Source organism: Vibrio kasasachensis, assembly GCF_050337565.1.
In the GTDB taxonomy this organism is placed as follows: Bacteria; Pseudomonadota; Gammaproteobacteria; order Enterobacterales; family Vibrionaceae; genus Vibrio; species Vibrio kasasachensis.
On the sequence record NZ_JAKJTB010000032.1, the window covers coordinates 1 to 14,056 of the forward strand.

General features: G+C 42.9%; 13 protein-coding genes, 1 pseudogene and 1 riboswitch. Of the genes and pseudogenes, 7 read left to right on the forward strand and 7 right to left on the reverse strand.

What is annotated here, in order from left to right; genetic code table 11:
- The 3 genes and pseudogenes from L4C38_RS20520 to L4C38_RS20530 form a co-directional block, all read right to left on the reverse strand.
- A pseudogene (locus tag L4C38_RS20520) lies at nt 1–250 on the reverse strand (helix-turn-helix domain-containing protein); the annotation flags it as partial.
- Between the two features lie 79 nt (nt 251–329).
- Nucleotides 330–1,412 carry a 3-phosphoserine/phosphohydroxythreonine transaminase gene (gene serC, locus L4C38_RS20525; protein WP_428799404.1) on the reverse strand — a complete coding sequence of 361 codons (1,083 nt, stop codon included), beginning with the start codon at nt 1,410–1,412 and terminating at the stop codon, nt 330–332.
- Nucleotides 1,413–1,552: 140 nt separating this feature from the next.
- Nucleotides 1,553–2,821: a DUF945 family protein gene (locus L4C38_RS20530; RefSeq protein ID WP_428799405.1), complete on the reverse strand. Its 1,269-nt coding sequence runs from the start codon at nt 2,819–2,821 to the stop codon at nt 1,553–1,555.
- A gap of 228 nt (nt 2,822–3,049) precedes the next feature.
- Between L4C38_RS20530 and L4C38_RS20535 the strand changes: the two genes are divergently transcribed.
- The 3 genes from L4C38_RS20535 to L4C38_RS20545 all read left to right on the forward strand — a co-directional run bounded on the left by L4C38_RS20535 (nt 3,050) and on the right by L4C38_RS20545 (nt 6,214).
- Entirely contained in the window at nt 3,050–4,993 is a 1,944-nt protein-coding gene (locus tag L4C38_RS20535; RefSeq protein WP_428799406.1) for an ATP-binding protein, read from the forward strand.
- 3 nt (nt 4,994–4,996) lie between these two features.
- Nucleotides 4,997–5,494 carry a response regulator gene (locus L4C38_RS20540; protein ID WP_428799407.1) on the forward strand — a complete coding sequence of 166 codons (498 nt, stop codon included), beginning with the start codon at nt 4,997–4,999 and terminating at the stop codon, nt 5,492–5,494.
- A gap of 174 nt (nt 5,495–5,668) precedes the next feature.
- Nucleotides 5,669–6,214 carry a hypothetical protein gene (locus tag L4C38_RS20545; protein WP_428799408.1) on the forward strand — a complete coding sequence of 182 codons (546 nt, stop codon included), beginning with the start codon at nt 5,669–5,671 and terminating at the stop codon, nt 6,212–6,214.
- Between the two features lie 76 nt (nt 6,215–6,290).
- Here L4C38_RS20545 and L4C38_RS20550 read toward each other — a convergent pair whose 3' ends face one another.
- The gene (locus tag L4C38_RS20550; protein ID WP_428799409.1) at nt 6,291–7,031 is read right to left on the reverse strand and encodes a chromosome partitioning protein ParA; all 741 of its coding nucleotides are present in this window, start codon (nt 7,029–7,031) and stop codon (nt 6,291–6,293) included.
- Nucleotides 7,032–7,049: 18 nt separating this feature from the next.
- A complete protein-coding gene (locus L4C38_RS20555) occupies nt 7,050–7,208 on the reverse strand; it encodes a hypothetical protein (protein WP_428799410.1) in 159 nt (52 codons plus the stop codon).
- Between the two features lie 249 nt (nt 7,209–7,457).
- Between L4C38_RS20555 and L4C38_RS20560 the strand changes: the two genes are divergently transcribed.
- Together L4C38_RS20560 and L4C38_RS20565 are read left to right on the forward strand one after the other, a co-directional pair.
- Entirely contained in the window at nt 7,458–7,796 is a 339-nt protein-coding gene (locus tag L4C38_RS20560; protein WP_428799411.1) for a YggL 50S ribosome-binding family protein, read from the forward strand.
- Between the two features lie 341 nt (nt 7,797–8,137).
- Nucleotides 8,138–8,236, forward strand: a riboswitch (glycine riboswitch).
- Nucleotides 8,237–8,354: 118 nt separating this feature from the next.
- On the forward strand, nt 8,355–9,725 hold the full coding sequence (locus tag L4C38_RS20565; protein ID WP_428799412.1) for an alanine/glycine:cation symporter family protein: 1,371 nt from the start codon (nt 8,355–8,357) through the stop codon (nt 9,723–9,725).
- Between the two features lie 85 nt (nt 9,726–9,810).
- On the opposite strand, the gene L4C38_RS20570 is transcribed toward L4C38_RS20565, so the two are convergent.
- A complete protein-coding gene (locus tag L4C38_RS20570) occupies nt 9,811–10,440 on the reverse strand; it encodes a LysE family translocator (RefSeq protein ID WP_428799413.1) in 630 nt (209 codons plus the stop codon).
- Nucleotides 10,441–10,562: 122 nt separating this feature from the next.
- On the opposite strand from L4C38_RS20570, the gene L4C38_RS20575 reads away from it, so the two are divergent.
- The gene (locus tag L4C38_RS20575) at nt 10,563–12,044 is read left to right on the forward strand and encodes a carboxypeptidase M32 (RefSeq protein ID WP_428799414.1); all 1,482 of its coding nucleotides are present in this window, start codon (nt 10,563–10,565) and stop codon (nt 12,042–12,044) included.
- 64 nt (nt 12,045–12,108) lie between these two features.
- Here the strand turns inward: L4C38_RS20575 and accD are convergent, their stop codons facing one another.
- A complete protein-coding gene (gene accD, locus L4C38_RS20580; protein WP_428799415.1) occupies nt 12,109–12,978 on the reverse strand; it encodes an acetyl-CoA carboxylase, carboxyltransferase subunit beta in 870 nt (289 codons plus the stop codon).
- 178 nt (nt 12,979–13,156) lie between these two features.
- Here accD and L4C38_RS20585 point away from each other — a divergent pair, with 178 nt between their 5' ends.
- Nucleotides 13,157–14,056 carry a LysR family transcriptional regulator gene (locus L4C38_RS20585; protein WP_428799416.1) on the forward strand — a complete coding sequence of 300 codons (900 nt, stop codon included), beginning with the start codon at nt 13,157–13,159 and terminating at the stop codon, nt 14,054–14,056.

A 14,056-nucleotide genomic window follows, 5' to 3' on the forward strand; every position in this document is an offset into this window, starting at 1 on the left:
ATACTGCGCTAGTGTGCGTGAGAGACCATTCATTCGTCCACATTAAATTAAATGCTTTTCGTTTTGTTTGAGCAGTAGCAGCATGCTTAGTTGGTAAAAATGAATCAGTACCATGGATGGCAAAGACTTGAGCCCAATACCGTATCTGTCTTGAAGAAATTGAATATTGTTTTGCTAAGTAGAGAGATGACGTGCCATCTAAGTATTGCTTAGCAATGATACATTTTAGCTCTCGGCTATATTTGGACATAAAAAGACCCCCAATAATTGGTGTCTAACTATTGGGGGTCAGTTCATTTAGCCGGCTTTTCAGGATAACTTAATGCTAATTATGCGTTTTTAGCTTCAAACTCACGCATAAATTCAACCAAGGCTTGAACACCTTCTAATGGCATTGCATTGTAAATTGAAGCTCGCATACCACCGACAGCGCGGTGACCTTTAAGTGCCACTAAACCACGAGCTTCCGCTTGCGCTAAGAACAGCTCATCTAGCTCTGGTTTTGCAAGCTGGAATGGAACATTCATACGAGAACGGTTGTCTGGGTGAATGTTATTGCGGTAAAAATCAGAGCTGTCTACGTAGTTGTAAAGCAGTGCTGCTTTTTCTCTGTTCACTTGCTCAATTGCGGCAACACCGCCCTGCTCTTTTAGCCATTTAAACACTAAGCCAGAGAGGTACCATGCGAATGTTGGTGGCGTATTAAACATTGAGTCTTTTTCTGCCAACACTTTGAAGCTCAAGAAGCTTGGAAGAATATCACTCGCGAGATCAAGTAAATCATCACGAACAATAACAATGCAAAGACCAGAAGGACCAATGTTTTTCTGAGCGCCCGCGTAAATCACACCGTACTGAGAGACATCAATTTGACGAGATAAAATATTTGATGACATATCAGCCACAATTGGCTTATCCGTCTGCGGCATATCTGAAATTTCGACACCATCGATGGTTTCATTTGGGCAAAAATGGACAAATGCCGCATCGCTCGCCACTGACCATTCGCTAGCTGGCTTCACCGCTACTTTGCCATCAATCTCAGTTTTCGCATCAAATACGTCTACTTGGCAATATTTCAGAGCTTCATCAATCGCGCTTTCTGCCCAGTAACCCGCATCAATATACGTTGCTTTACTATTGCTACCTAACAGGTTCATCGGAACTGCAGCGAACTGAGCGCGTGCACCACCATGGCAGAACAGTACTTTGTAATTATCAGGGATAGACAGCAAATCGCGTAGATCTTGCTCTGCTTGTGTAGCTACTTGAATAAACTCTTTACCACGGTGACTGATTTCCATCACCGAAGTACCTAATCCATTCCAGTTAACCAATTCCGACTGGGCTTGCTCCATTACCGCTTTCGGTAAAGCCGCAGGTCCGGCGCTAAAGTTAAAAACGTTGTCCACGGTTTCTTTCCTTGCTCATGTTTTTATAAGACCAATGTCATTAATAACACTTTTTTCCTGATAGAAAAAGTGACAAAAGAGGTCTTAAGACCTCTTTTGCATAGGGAGTGTAAATATCTTTATACTAAGTAAGCTGAACGCTACATCATAAAAGGAAGTAATATACTCATTAGTGGCACTTTTTGCCCACCTTCAAAGACGATATTTCCTTCTTTGATTTCAGCTTTTACCTGATAGCCTTGATCAGTTTGCTTTACAAACTCCATGATCAAACCTTCATCAATCATCTGCTTAATCGATGGGTACTGTTCAACCAAATCATGGGACATAAATGAGTTAAAGTGTCCTTCCAGTGCCGGCATAACCTTCATCGGATTTTGTGACACATTGTCTGTTCCTTGGGGAACCACAATTTTCCATTGAGAGGAAAACTCGCCATCGCCGATATTCATCGCGATTTTATCACTCGACAGATAAAAACCTTTTGAGAACAGACTATCGAAATAAGGGATCATCTGCTGTAGATCTTCCGCAGTTAACATCGGTGAGTTTTGATACATTTTCACTATCTGCTCAAATGCTACCGCGTCCACATCACCGAAGGCAAAATCGACTTCTAGATTCTCTAAGCTCTCTTGTTCAACCGTGACTTCGCCAACATTGAACGTATGTTTGCTGGCTACACGTTGAGTCGTGTCTGCATACTCGGCAGAATAGAGGTACTGGGCATTTTTTAAATTGAACTGAGCCATTTGCTGCTGATCAAGTACTGACATTTGTTCAATGTTCATTGCTTGATCACCAATCCAGAAGCTATTGACCTTTTTGCCACTGCCTTGGCTAGTAACATTTTCAACCAAAAGCTTCTCACCGCTATCAAAGTCAACTTCAATCGATGGGACATTTAAGTCATAGTTTACTTGACCGAGAACCGTCATTTGACCTTTGAGTGTTGATGGGGTGATCAGCACCATTGCGCCATCGTCCCCTTCCATCACTTGGTGCCAACTATCAAGTTTAAACTCAAAGTCAGTATTACCATTAAGCTGAGTTACAGTATGCAAAGTGAGCGGAACATCTGTCCAGTTGGTCATTGCTGAATCGGCAGACAAAGCAATTAAACCATGCTTAATCTCGCTGTTAACAATAATTTCAGCAGGTATACCATCGGCTTCAAACTGCGCTGCCATTACTGGATCCGTGATGGTATAACGAGTAGTCACAGTCGATGAAAGGTAACCACGATCGTAGCTCACGATCTCAGCTTTCAGCGCATCCGAATTTAATTCAGCAATACCGTCTTCTATTACGTTTTGACCGATCTGACCAACCGCAAGCGGCCAACACAAAGCCAAAGACACCGCACCGCCAATCGCAGCCATTTTTCTAAGTTGTCGCATCGAACTCATTCTTTAAATATCCATCTTCTTTGAAGTATAGCGTTTTCATCAATACCTTCAGCAAAGGAAATGATTCAAAGCCATGTTGTATTAAAGTCTACACTAAAAAAGCTTGAGATAAATCAGAGTATTGGCTGATTTGTCTTTTGTGCAAAATTTCTCCAACTCAGCTCTCAGCACTAGAAACACTTTCTTGATAGGCTGTAAGTCTGGCAAGACAAAAGTTTGGAAGATACATTGAATCAATATGCCCTACTCTGTCTCGATAACAACCCAGTGAGTATTGAGCAGCTTCGAGCGGAACTCAGCAGCTTTGCTTCAAAATTCGACATCCACTGTGCAGATAGTATTGAGGAAGCACACGCCTCGTTGCAATATTGCTTAGACCGCAATCAACCCGTTGCGTTAGTTATCGCCAGCCACCATGAAAGCTTTGATGGCGCTGATTTCTTGATCCAATTAGACAAATCGCCACTGACACAACGCGCTCGGAAAGTATTGATAAGTTGCGGACAAGACATTAAAGCCATTCTCACTGCCGTTAACGAAGGTCGCCTTGATCACTGCCTCACTAAGCCATTGCAAAATAATCTTGTCTATAAAACCGCACAAAATGAACTAACGAATTTTGTCATTGAAGAAGACAAAGAGAATCTCCTCTCATACGGGTTAGTGCTTGAGCAGCAACGGCTATTGCGCGCTCATATCGATCAAAAAATGCAAAGCTATCAAGCGGGATTCATCACAGATCATCATAAGATGTCAGACAGCGATTTGGCCGAACAATTCATCAATGCCCTCACACAGTTTTTCGCCAATCATGATGAAACTCAAGCGATTCGGAATTACTCCAGTGATCATTTATTAACAATTGAAGGTGAAGACAATGATTTCCTTTGGTTTATCATCTCTGGCGAGGTCGCGTTGTATAAAAAAGATGAGCTGGGCATGCAACGGGAAGTTGTTCGCCACACTAAAGGAAACCTAGTCGGTGGGATGTCATTTGTGACTGGTGAGGCTTCATTTTCAACTGCGATAACACTAACGAAAACCAATGTGATTAAACTCGACCGCGCCGTGTTTAGCACTGTCATGTACTCCGATACAGCGTTACTGCCCTTATTTACCAACCTATTGCTACGTCACTTTAACCGCCGATTACAACGCAATATCAATATTAAATTGCAACTGCAAAAGACCCTTGAATCACTCGAATTTGCTCATCATAAGCTGATAGAAAGTGAGAAAATGGCCATGTTAGGGCAACTTGTCGCAGGGGTAGCCCACGAGCTAAATAACCCTATCGCCGCGATTCTGCGCGGTACTGAAACCTTGACTGATAACATCCACCACTTAGTTAATAGTGATGGTCAGTGCTCACCCGAACTCTCTAGCCAGATCCTAACGCGCGCGTTATCCTCACACCCAAACTCCACCGCAGACAATCGCCAAAAGGCGAAAGCGGTAGAACATGCGATCGGCGATAGACGGCTGGCAAAAAAACTGGTTCGCTTAGGGTTAAACGATGATGAAGCATGGCTCAAAAAAACACGAGACCACCCAAGTGACGTTAGCAACGAATTGAATGAACTAGAAAACTTCCATGTGGCTGGGGCGACATTACGCTCGATTAATGTTTGCGCACAGCGCATCGCTGATATGGTGAAAAGCTTAAAAGGTTACGCTCGCCAAGATGATGAAACCTTTCACTATGCCGATATACATGAGGGCATCGAAGATACCTTAGTAATTTTCGAAAATAAGCTAAAACTGCATCATGTAGAAAAACACTACGCAGAATTACCAACGATAAACTGTTTGCCGATCGCGCTACAGCAAGTTTGGACCAACCTTGTTTCCAACGCTATTGATGCACTCCCTACGCAGGGCAAACTCACAATAACGACACGCAGCACTCACAAAGACGGCAAACATTGGGCGGTGGTTGAGGTTAAAGACAACGGGATTGGTATTCCGCCCGAGCTTCAGCAACAGGTTTTCGCCCTCAACTTTACCACCAAGAAACAAGGAAACTTTGGGCTGGGTATCGGTTTATCTGTTTGCCAGCAGATAATTCATCAACATGGTGGCATCATTGAAGTCACTTCAAGCATCAACAAATACACACAAATGTCGGTTTGGTTACCGATTGATGAGCAACCCAACAACAGCGAGGAATAAAGCATGAACAAGTACCTCATTCTATGCGTCGATGATGAACGAGAAGTATTAGACAGTGTTATTCAAGATCTCGACTGTTTTGAGGAGCACTTTTTATTAGAAGGAGCAGAATCGGTCGCTGAAGCAAAAGAAATAATTGCCGAAGCCAAAGCAGAAGATACTCAGCTAGCGCTGATACTTTGCGATCATATTATGCCCGAGCAAACTGGTATCAGTTTTTTAATTGAATTGCATGACGATAAAGTGACGGCAAAGTCAAAAAAATTACTATTGACTGGTCAAGCGGAATTGGAAGACACCGTGGAGGCAATTAATCATGCCAGCCTCGACTTCTATCTGTCTAAACCTTGGGGTGGTGAGCAAATACGTTCAACGGTCAAAGAACTGTTAACGCAATACATGATAGCCAATGAACCCGAGCTGATGCCATGGGCATCCGTGCTGGATACTGAAAAAATATTTAACGCGATTTCTGATAATCGAATCAATTTTGGTGAATAGGTGCACACTTTCAGCCCCTATGGCGGCATATAAATTGCTTAAAATAAAAATATCGACAAAACAATGACATTTTAACCTAGTGCTGCTGTGCAACTATCAGTAATATGCACGAGGTATTAAAGGGTAACAAGTGTCGCCCAAACACGGATTAATAACTTAAAGGTTCATCTCCTTATGCGTAAAACAATCTTAGCTGCAGCGCTAGTGCTTATATCTGGTCAGTCTTTTGCTATGTCAGATCCTAACAGTCCATCAGTTATGAGCAACTTTAGCTACGATTACCTTGAAGCCCGTATTGGCGCTAGTCCTGGTACATTCGGTGCTGGTATGAGCAAATCAATTCACCCTAACGCGCACGCTGTTGCACGTATTGATTCTGAATTCTCTGGTGATTTTGACTCAGCGATGGGTGTTGGCTTCCATGCACCAATCAACAACTGGGCTGACCTAACAGGTGAAATCCTTTTCCGCATGGTTGATAGTGATTCGACAGGTACTGATACTGGCATGGAGCTTAACCTTGGTGTTCGCCAATGGCTTGGTCCACAATTAGAAGTCGGTGGTAAAGGCGGTTATGTTTCACTCGATGATAATGAAGATTGGATTGCTTCTGCATACGCTCGCTTCCACGCAACAGAGCTATTCTCTCTAGGTGGCGAAGTCCGTTTCAACGAATTCTATGGTGATTCAATGATGTTCACCACTCGTTTTAAATTCTAATCGAATTTTACGAACAAAGAATAAAAAATCCCGGCATTGTTTTGCCGGGATTTTTATATTCAATTATCTAAGCAGACTATTCCAAGCCAAGCTGCTCAGAGATAGCTTTAATTTGTTCCAAATCCATCTCATGCACACGGATCATTTGTGTAATTTGGCTGATTCGCGAGCTTACTTCATCCTGTTTGTCACAAGAATCTGACTTAGCGTCCCAAGATGTGCCATCAAGATAGGCGCTGCAGTCTTTTTTCAGCGCTTCCAAACTAGGTTCTAATTGCGCCAGCTCTTTCGAAAAGCCTTCCAGCTCTTGTTTTACCTTTAATTCACGCTGGAATAGCTCGCGTGAGCGCTCTAACAAGGTAACTTGCATATCCGTCTGTTGATTTAACTGGCTATTTTTCTTCGCGGCATCATTCAAATCACTTTTCTGTGATTCTATCTGCTTATTTAGATCAGCATTGCGGGTTTCAATTTGAACTATTTGCTTATTAAGTTCAGCAATTTGTTTCAAATGATTTTGTTGCAATTGCTCAATTTTGGCTTGTAGTTTTTGCTCAACCTCTGTGTCAACCTTCGCCACTCGCTCTTCCACGCTGACAACTAGTTGTTTTTTCTCTTGCTGGATAGTTTGATATTGTTGCTGCAACTCAACATAAGTCGCTTGCCAATTGCTTGCTGTAAGTGATGAGCCTACCAGACCACCAAGAGCGAGACCCAATACGCCAGCAATGGCGATGTAAAGATAACTACGCTTGTCACGCTCTTCAATGACAACGACGTCATCTTCATTGTTATCTACATCAGTCGTTTTATTCACGTTTTACTCCTACTTATGCTAACGCATAAGTTCTGTGATCATGAGGGTCGAGGCATAGACTAAGAAACCAGAAACTAAGGTTATCACAACGTATTTTTGCAATTTTTCGTTGGTTCTGTAACGAATGAATACAAACGCAATGGCAATAAGAAACACAATTGCAATCAATCTGGTCATAGCTTCTCCTTAGCAGACTCAACGCCCGGCGTCCCAACTCAGCAGGATTCTAACCTTTTCTTTTATACCATTTTTTGGAAGTAAAAGGTCAGAGCAAGGTTCTTTTCTCGCGTTAAATATAGCTTACACCCATTCTCAGTAACCACATTGTTTAATAAGCGGACAGTCAAACCAATTTACTGGCATTAAATTTGGGTCATGACAATATTTAAGGTATAAACAATTGTCCTAATTATTCGAGGCAAAAACATGAAACCATTTAAACAAGAAAACAAAAAACGTCGTATCTTAAAAAAAATGTACCTAGGCGAATTCGCGATGCTAGGTTTCGAAGTTGGCTGCAAAACTAACATTACAGACTTCGAGCGCTACGACGTATTCGTTGATGATTTTATTGACTACATCGATAGCTTAGGTCTATGTTTCGGTGGTGGTGGTCTTGAAATTTTTGAAGGTTTCATTTGTGTATCTGAGCGCTACAAAAATGTAACTGAAGAGCAAAAAGCTCTTGTTGTTGCATGGCTAGAAGCTCGTGAAGAAGTAAGCTCTGTAGAAGCTAGCGAACTACTAGACGCAAACTACTTCTAATTTGTTTGTTTAAAAGCACATCGTAATAAAGCGCTCTTTTTTGGGCGCTTTTCATTTGTGTCGCTCCCTTGTCTAACATTTTCCCTCCAATCCCCCATCACGCAAGGCTCTCCCATCTTTTCAAATTGTAAAAAATTGTTGAATAGTTCAAAAAAAATGATAAAGTTCCCTCGTTGTTAGTACCCAGTGCTAATAACTAGCATTTGCTCGCTTTATGAGCAATTGTTCCGATGAAGGCTGCAGGAGAGTGGTTATTAACCAAATATTAACATTTGGCTGAATTAACCTACCGAAGAAGTAAATCTTTCAGGTGCTACCTTAGGGTAGTGAGGACTGTAGTTGGAGGAACCTCTGGAGAGAACCGTTAAATCGGTCGCCGAAGGAGCAAGCTTTGCGCATTGCAAAGTGAAACTCTCAGGCAAAAGGACAGAGGAGTGGAAAGATAACATCCTGTTACTTAGTGTAATGCTAAGTACTCTATCTATTGATCGTCCTTTTTGGGGCTATCATGCCTTTCACTCTTCTCCTTAACTAATTTTATAAATTAAGGGGAAACCATTGAACGACTTACAAGCTGTATTAAAAACTATCGACAATTTTGTCTGGGGACCACCACTGCTTATTTTGCTTGTTGGTACCGGCATTTACTTCACTTTTCGTTTAGGCCTACTGCAATTTAGATACCTACCTACCGCTTTAAAAATGGTCTTCAGCAAAGACGATTCAGATAAGCAAGGTGACGTTTCTAGCTTTGCAGCACTTTGCACTGCCCTCTCCGCGACTATTGGCACAGGTAATATTGTAGGTGTAGCAACCGCGATTAAACTCGGTGGTCCTGGTGCGCTATTTTGGATGTGGCTTGCTGCTCTGTTCGGCATGGCAACCAAATACGCAGAATGCCTGCTTGCGGTAAAATACCGTCGTGTTGACGACAAAGGTGAAATGGTCGGTGGACCTATGTATTACCTGCGAGACGGTGTGGGCTCAAAAGCACTCGCAACTATGTTTGCCATATTTGCACTTGGTGTAGCGTGTTTCGGTATTGGGACCTTCCCTCAAGTAAACGCCATTCTAGACGCCACTCAAATTTCATTTGGCATCCCTCGAGGGATCTCAGCAAGCATTCTGACTCTATTAGTCGCGTTTGTGACTCTTGGCGGAATTCAATCTATTGCAAAAGTGGCCGGTAAAGTTGTACCGACCATGGCACTCTTTTATGTACTGGCATGTTTAAGTGTGATCATCATGAATGCTGATCAGCTTTTGAATGCATTAGAGCTCGTAGTGGTTTCAGCCTTTACATCTACCGCCGCAACAGGTGGCTTCTTCGGCGCAAGCGTGATGTTGGCTATCCAATCAGGTATTGCACGTGGTGTTTTCTCTAACGAATCTGGTTTAGGTAGCGCACCTATGGCTGCTGCCGCTGCTAAAACTGACTCCTGTGTAAAACAAGGCTTAATCTCGATGACCGGCACCTTCATTGATACCATCATCATCTGTACGATGACGGGATTAGCGCTGATTTTGACCGGTGCGTGGCAAAGTGATTTTTCAGGTGCGGCGATGACGACTCACGCCTTTGCTGTGGGGCTGAACATGGACACGTTTGGTCCAATGCTGATCTCGATTGGGCTGATGTTCTTTGCTTTCACAACGATTCTTGGTTGGAACTATTACGGTGAACGCTGCGTGGTTTTCCTAATTGGTACTAAAGCGGTGTTGCCATACAAAATCATCTTCGTTTGTTTAGTCGCATCAGGCGCTTTCCTACACCTTGATATGATTTGGATTATTGCAGATATCGTCAACGGCTTAATGGCAATTCCAAACTTGATTGGCTTGATCGCCCTACGCCATGTGGTAGTAGCCGAAACAAAATTGTTCTTCTCAACCACAGAGAATGACTCGCTAAACTCAGTAAAAGCCTAATCTTCCGACTGTTATTCTACACAAACAAAACGCGGCTTAAACAAGCCGCGTTTTTGATTAACTAACTTACTCGGCTGTATAGGCGTTATTTATCATCAAGCAATAACTTCACGCCTAAAGAAACCAACACCACACCGGTTGTCGCTTCCATCCACGTCATAAAACGGCTACTTTTCAATAAACCTTTTGCAGTATCCAACGCACCCGCCAACCCACACTGCCACACCATCGCGATGACAAAATGAATAGCGGCCATTAAAAGAGATTGCGCAAACGCTGAGCCTTCAGGATTAATAAACTGCGGCAAGAAAGCGAGATAGAATATGGCTGTTTTTGGGTTAAGTACATTAGAAAGAAAACCCTCACGTAAAGACCGTTTCACACTCAAGCTATGCTTATTTAGTGACAATTCTTCAGGCATCGCTTGCCCTTTCCACAATGCGCGTAAACTAGATAAACCAAGCCATATTAAGTAAGCAGCACCGACCATTTTTACGCCGGTAAAGAGCTGAGCTGATTGCGCCAGTAACGCTGAGATGCCGACAGCAGAAAACGTGGCATGCACGAAAAGCCCCATGCAAATTCCCAAACTGGTTGTTGCTCCATCGACCACTCCGCCACGTGAAGAGTTACGGATAACCAGAGCCGTATCAACACCGGGCGTGAGCGTTAAAATGGTAATCGCGATTAAAAATGCTTCAAAATTGACAATCATACTCATACTTCCTTGTTTACAAGTTTTCTTTATACCGCTATCTCAGCCTTGCAACAAACAATTTATCTCTGCTGCTGTGATTGCTAAACTGGTCATTATCTTATAAATAAAGGCTTAACTTCATGAGCGCATTTGAAAAACTGGTTTCCCACTCAAAGAAAATTGCCCACTTCAATCACCTCGCTGCTATCTGCGGCTGGGACCAAGCATCCATGATGCCAACTGGCGGCAATCAAGCTCGCTCTGAAGCAATGGCAGAGCTTTCTGTGCATGTTCACTCGCTGCATACACAGCCACAACTGGTTGATTGGTTTGCTGAAGCTGAGCAACAATCACTCTCCAGTGAGCAATCTGCTAGCCTGCGTGAATTAAAAAGAGACTGGCAACAAGCCAATTTACTTCCTGAAGCGCTGGTTCAAGCTAAATCTCTCGCAGGCTCTAAATGTGAACATGCATGGCGTACTCAGCGTAAAGAAAATGACTGGCAAGGGTTTGAAAAAAACTGGGCAGAAGTGGTAAAACTCTCGCAAGAAGAAGCACAACTACGAGCTGAAGCCAACAACCTCACACCCTATGACGCGATGTTAGATATTTACGAACCGGGCACCACCTCTGCTTCATTGGATACCCTATTCGCGGATGTAAAAACCTGGCTACCTTCGATGATTGATCAAGTAATTGATAAGCAATCATCAGAACGCTTCGTAGAACCAACTGGCGTGTTTGAGACTGAAAAACAAAAAGCGTTAGGTCTTGAAGTAATGAAGTTACTTCAATTTGATTTTAATCACGGTCGATTAGATGAAAGTGTTCACCCATTTTGTGGCGGTGTGCCTAGCGATGTGCGAATTACTACACGCTATAACGAAAGTGAATTTGTTCAATCACTCATGGGAATTGTACATGAAACTGGGCACGCTCGTTATGAACAAGGGCTACCTAAAGCGCTCGCGGGTACACCTGCTGGCGAAGCGCGATCAATGGGGATCCATGAATCACAATCGCTTTTCTTTGAGATGCAACTTGGTCGTAGCGATGCTTTTGTCGCGCACTTGGCTCGTCTCGCAGGGAACCACTTCACCACGTCAAACCCTGAACTGTTATCACAACAGAATTTCCAAAAGCTCTATACACGAGTGAAGAAAGACTTTATCCGCGTGGATGCAGACGAACTCACCTACCCTGCACACGTTATTCTGCGCTACGAGATTGAGCGCGATCTAATCAACGGTAATATCAAACACACTGATGTGCCGGAGCTGTGGAATAACAAGATGCAGTCATACCTTGGTTTGAGTACCGAAGGCAATTACCGCAACGGCTGTATGCAAGATATTCACTGGACTGACGGCGCGTTTGGTTACTTTCCATCTTACACTCTTGGCGCTATGTACGCGGCTCAGTATATGGCAGTAATGAAAAACAGCGTAGATGTAGATGGTGCGATTCGCTCTGGTGATCTAACGCCTATCTTTACTTGGTTATCTGATAATATTTGGAACAAAGGCAGCTTATTAACGACCGATGAGCTGGTAACGCAAGCAACTGGTGACGTATTAAACCCAAGTCACTTTAAGCAACATTTGATGAATCGATACTTGTAAATACCAAGCACAATATCCAGCAGCACATATAAATTGATGTGCTGCTGGTATGTTCTTTCATCGACTAAGCTTCTTCTACAGAAATAGTTGTATTGGTCATTTTAGCTATTAGCCCTCCAACTCGTTTGCGCATCTCACGCCTATCCACAATCATATCTATAGCACCATGCTCTAAAAGAAATTCACTTCGCTGAAAATCTTCGGGAAGCTTTTCACGCACCGTTTGCTCTATGACTCTGCGCCCAGCAAAACCAATTGTCGCTTTGGGTTCACCTATGTTGATATCTCCCAGCATGGCTAAACTCGCGGATACGCCACCAAAGGTTTGATCGGTTAACACCGATATATAAGGCAACCCTGCATTGGAAAGACGATTTAGAGCCGCACTGGTTTTAGACATTTGCATTAAAGACATTAGGGACTCTTGCATGCGTGCTCCCCCACAAGCAGAAAAACAAATTAATCCACAATGGGCATTAATAGCAGCTTCAACCGCTCGAATAAAGCGCGCACCGACCACAGATCCCATGGAACCCGCCATAAAAGAAAATTCGAATGCGCACACCACAACGGGTAAGCCAAGAAGACTTCCTTTCATCACAACTAACGCATCCTTTTCACCCGTGCTTTTCTGAGCAAGATATAACCGCTCTTGATAACGCTTTAAATCCTTAAAGCCTAGAATATCTTTTGGCTCAAGCTCACTCGCAATCTCAGCTCGCTCTCCTTTATCCAAAAACGCGTCCAAGCGACGCCGAGCCGCCATTCTCATGTGATGACCGCATTTCAGACATACTTCAAGGTTTTCTTCTAGAGCGAAGCGATAAAGAACCTGATCACATGAGGGGCATTTAGTCCACACACCTTCTGGAATCGAAGTTTTACGTGTACTGATTATGCTCTTTGTTTCTAATAGCTTTTCTAACCAACTCATGAAGAACCTTTATCAAAAAATACTTCTCTACCTGATTGCATTGACGGCATTAATGCGTGGTGTCACTTCTTGTACTCAATCAGAACAATTTTAACGAAACAACATTGTATAAGCCTATTTCTGATAATAAAGTGTCGTTTATGGGTTTGATAATCCAATATTTTGGGATTACTAAAAAATGTTAGAGAAGATTGATCAGCAATGGTTAAGAAGTTTCCACTGTGTTTATGAGAACAACAGTTTTAAAAGAGCGGCTGAATTTTTAAATTTACCGACATCAAATGTCAGCCGACATATCGCATTATTGGAAGAAAGGCTGAACACGCGATTATTTGAACGGACTACTCGCCGAATCACCCCAACATATGCCGGTGATCATCTTTATTTACGAACTCAACCATTACTAGACAAACTCAATGATGCGCTTGAAGAAGTCACGCAGCATTCTAATGAAGTTGTGGGGCAACTAAAGGTTCTTATGCCAGATTCTCCTGCATTAGCCCAAGCTGTGGTTTCATTTTGTACCCAATACCCTTCAATTTCATTATGTTGCGATACAAGTATTAGCCCAAAAGAAAATGCACTTGATGGGTTTGATGTTGTCCTGAGTTTTCACCGTGGGAAGCTCGCGGACCACAATTGGGTAGCAAAGGAAATTAAACGCTGGCCGAGTGCTGTTGTCGCTTCACCTGAACTTATTCAAGCTTGTTGTTGCCCTTGTGAGATTACAGATTTAAGCCAGGTTCCATGTATCAGCAGCTTATCGGCGTTGAATGGCACGCCTTGGGTTTTTAAAAATACAAAAGGCGCACTTATTACTCAAAAGGTGCACTCTTCATTTAAGGTTAATAGTGGCTACCTTGCCAAAACAGGGGCATTGGCTGGTCTTGGATTTGCCATACTTCCAATCGAATTCTGCCGTGATGAAGTAGACGCAGGCTCTCTACAAATAATAGAACTAGAGTACAAACCTGAAGATTTAGTTTTATATGCTTTTTATGCTGGCAGAAAGCATTTAGCAAAAAAAATCCCAATGTTTATTAAGCATTTACAGCAGCAAGCAACTGGTCAATACTAA

Bases quoted from the DNA above. Each gene is read 5' to 3' on its own strand.
- L4C38_RS20585 (WP_428799416.1), top strand. From the start codon at position 13,157: ATGTTAGAGAAGATTGATCAGCAATGGTTAAGAAGTTTCCACTGTGTT.
- accD (WP_428799415.1), bottom strand. From the start codon at position 12,978: ATGAGTTGGTTAGAAAAGCTATTAGAAACAAAGAGCATAATCAGTACA.
- L4C38_RS20545 (WP_428799408.1), top strand. From the start codon at position 5,669: ATGCGTAAAACAATCTTAGCTGCAGCGCTAGTGCTTATATCTGGTCAG.
- L4C38_RS20575 (WP_428799414.1), top strand. From the start codon at position 10,563: ATGAGCGCATTTGAAAAACTGGTTTCCCACTCAAAGAAAATTGCCCAC.
- L4C38_RS20555 (WP_428799410.1), bottom strand. From the start codon at position 7,208: ATGACCAGATTGATTGCAATTGTGTTTCTTATTGCCATTGCGTTTGTA.
- L4C38_RS20560 (WP_428799411.1), top strand. From the start codon at position 7,458: ATGAAACCATTTAAACAAGAAAACAAAAAACGTCGTATCTTAAAAAAA.
- L4C38_RS20570 (WP_428799413.1), bottom strand. From the start codon at position 10,440: ATGATTGTCAATTTTGAAGCATTTTTAATCGCGATTACCATTTTAACG.
- L4C38_RS20540 (WP_428799407.1), top strand. From the start codon at position 4,997: ATGAACAAGTACCTCATTCTATGCGTCGATGATGAACGAGAAGTATTA.
- L4C38_RS20530 (WP_428799405.1), bottom strand. From the start codon at position 2,821: ATGAGTTCGATGCGACAACTTAGAAAAATGGCTGCGATTGGCGGTGCG.